The organism is Frankia sp. CoWAU3 (assembly GCF_977971855.1).
Map to the genome: position 1 here is coordinate 1 of NZ_CDWWXB010000317.1, position 2832 is coordinate 2832.

Annotated in this window: 3 protein-coding genes; 2 read left to right on the plus strand and 1 reads right to left on the minus strand. The window is 62.9% G+C overall.

Annotated elements, in window-relative coordinates:
* Window positions 1–201: 201 nt before the first annotated feature.
* A complete protein-coding gene (locus AC08ON_RS17825) occupies window positions 202–1029 on the minus strand; it encodes a helix-turn-helix transcriptional regulator (RefSeq protein WP_476617408.1) in 828 nt (275 codons plus the stop codon).
* Window positions 1030–1153: 124 nt separating this feature from the next.
* Here AC08ON_RS17825 and AC08ON_RS17830 point away from each other — a divergent pair, with 124 nt between their 5' ends.
* Together AC08ON_RS17830 and AC08ON_RS17835 are read left to right on the plus strand one after the other, a co-directional pair.
* A complete protein-coding gene (locus AC08ON_RS17830) occupies window positions 1154–1996 on the plus strand; it encodes an alpha/beta fold hydrolase (RefSeq protein ID WP_476608688.1) in 843 nt (280 codons plus the stop codon).
* Between the two features lie 268 nt (window positions 1997–2264).
* Window positions 2265–2774: an ester cyclase gene (locus AC08ON_RS17835; protein WP_023840033.1), complete on the plus strand. Its 510-nt coding sequence runs from the start codon at window positions 2265–2267 to the stop codon at window positions 2772–2774.
* The last annotated feature ends 58 nt before the right edge of the window (window positions 2775–2832 follow it).

Sequence of the window (2832 nt, forward strand, 5' to 3'; positions counted from 1 at the left end):
TCCAATTCATAGCCACTTAACGCAACAGGCCGTCACACCACGCGACCTTCGCGCAGCCCTGGCGCTGGAGTGCGCGCCCCGTTCCGGGGGTCGTCCAGTTCGGCAGCGGTGAGCCCGGTGGCGCTCAGGCGACTCGGTTATGAGGGGCGAATGAGGGCGCCCGCAAGCATGACCTGGGCTTCCGATATCTGGTCAGATCGGTCAGAGGAGCTCCGCGGCGTCGGTTCCGCGTCTGCCGGACTGCCACATGATGGCCAGCTCGGTACGTGACCGCACGCCGCACTTGGCGAGCACATGGGTGATGTGACGTTTGACGGTCCACTCCGAGATCCCGAGCTCCCGAGCGATCAATCTGTTGGGCCATCCATCGGCAACGTAGCGGGCGATTTCGTGCTCGCGGATCGACAAGACTATTCCCGCCGGCGCGACCTGATGTTCGAGGTGGCTGCGCAGCAGGTACGACAACGTCGGCCGAAGTCCCCGCAGGAGTTCGTGATCTCTATGATCGAAGGTGCGCCCGCCCGTCGCGACGACTCCGATGTAACCGTGAACGGGCAGCGAGGTATCCAGCCAGACGAGGATCTTGTCGCTGATGTCGTTTTGCGGCAAGAAATCCTCGAGGAATTCTCCGCATCTGTCGTTGCCGAGGGCCATCTCTGCCAGTTGCGGGAGCACGGCCTGGCCGTATTCCTGCATCAGTTGACGAGCGAACTTGTGCGCGAAGACATCTTGACCGGCATACCTGTCCAGGTAGCGTGCCATGAGCTCGGGAAGGATGCCACGAGTGCGGGGCTCGCTCAATTCCAGCTGCAATGACGGGTGGCGGCCGAGGGAGAAGGTGAGGTGCTCGTAGCCAAGGTGCGCCGAGAACGCGTCGAGGACGGCGCTACGGAAGGACGGTGACTCGGTCGCACCGACACAGTCGTTGATCACCGCGAGAGTGCGGCGGTAGTCCGCAGCTTCCAGCTCCACGACGGCCTCCAGCAAACATGCGTCCAGCGCGACGTTACCCGCCCGGAGAGACGCCACTTCCGAACGAATCACCATATCACTCGCCGCCAAGATTTTCAATGCCACCTAAGTGGCATTGAGGCGGACCTTCACGACAATCATTGTAGTGGTGTCGGTCACACTCTAGTCCAAGGTGAAATCCATGAAAGAGCATATCGTTACCGGGGCTTCGGGGGCACGACTACGAGTCCTCGAGCACAGCCCGGAAAAGGCGCCCACCGTCGTGCTGGTCCACGGCCTGTCGCTGAACGCGGGCGTGTGGGACCCGCTCGTTGCGCGGATCCAGAATTCGTTCCGCATCCTGGCGCCCGACCTTCGTGGGCACGGCCGCTCGGATGTACCCGAGGACGACACCTACGCGCTCAGCCGCACGTGGGCCGCGGACCTCGCGGCGGTTATCTCGCTCGCCGGACCGGGGCCGGTGGTTCTGGTGGCGTGGTCCTACGGCGGTCTGGTGGCTACCGACTTTCTACGCACCTACGGACAGTCCGGTCTGTCCGGACTGGTGTTGGTGTCCCCGTTGCGCAAGATCGGTAGCGCGGACGCCCTGGCGCTGTTGGGACCGGACTTTCTCGCGACAGCCGGTGGACTGACCTCGACCGACCTCGGCGAGGCGGTTCCCGCGGCGGGCGCGTTCGTCGATCTACTGCGCGCCGGGGACTGGGATCAGGCCACCCGCGAACGACTGCTCGGCGCCGTCCTCGCGGTACCGCCGCGGGTACGGGCCGCGATCCTCGGGCGCGTCAACGACGGCGATGAGGCGCTCGCCGAACTGACCATCCCCACCCGGGTCATCTACGGCAGCGACGACAACGTCATCATCCCGGCCGCCTTCGCCGAGTTGGACACCATCATTGCCGCGGCGACCGTGACCGCGTACCCCGGCGTGGGGCACATACCGTTCGTGGAGAACCCCACACGCTTCGACACCGAACTCACCGAGTTCGTCGGCACCCTTTCATCTGCCACTGCTGCCGTGCGCTGACCGCAGCATCCACCCGATTATTCGGCATGGTGGCGGACGCCGTGCCGTACCGAAGTTGGGCGAAGGTAAGGGCCCACCGGTGAACGCGGGTACGCATCCTGAAGAACGGCATTTATTCGACCGGTTCCGCACCTGCCCGTACCCGGTCAACGCTTTCAATCAGGACGTCTTCATGGCCTTCTTCGTGGGTCTTCTTCGTACTGGAGACGGACGGCCGCTAGAAACCAAGATGGAAAAGTAAACACCAATCAGAAAGGGAATCAATACCATGATCACTATTACCGTCGAGGAGCGGATTGCTCTGCAACGTGCGACCATCGAGGAGCACATTCGCCAGGAGAACGCCAAGGAGTGGGAGAAGGTCTACGACACCTTCGTGCGTGACGAGCGTTCCTTCTACGATGTCGTCCCCATGAGCACCCATTACGAAGGCATCCGGGGCGTGCAAGACTTCTACGAGGCGCTCACTGTCGCCTTACCAGACTTCGTCATCACCGTCACCGGAGAATACGACCTCCCCGGCTATTCCTGGCGAGAGGTGACTGTCACCGGAACGCATCGGAGCGAGTTCGCCGGTATCACTCCACAGAACCATGTGGTTCGCTTCGAAATCGCCGCACTCTACCTCTTCAGCGACGACAACCCCGGCAAGCTCATCGCCGAACGCGCGTACTGGGACAACGACTCGATCTTCCGCCAGATGAAGGGGGAGGCCGACGCCCCCCGCGGCGGAGTTGGCCTGACCGACCGCGAACCCATCCGCGCAACCATCGCATAACCCACATCCACGGCAGGGCCGCGCAGAGATCACGCTACGTTGTGATCGGTGACGTTTT

Coding starts and splice junctions, on each gene's coding strand:
- AC08ON_RS17835 (WP_023840033.1), top strand. CDS start 2,265: ATGATCACTATTACCGTCGAGGAGCGGATTGCTCTGCAACGTGCGACC.
- AC08ON_RS17830 (WP_476608688.1), top strand. CDS start 1,154: ATGAAAGAGCATATCGTTACCGGGGCTTCGGGGGCACGACTACGAGTC.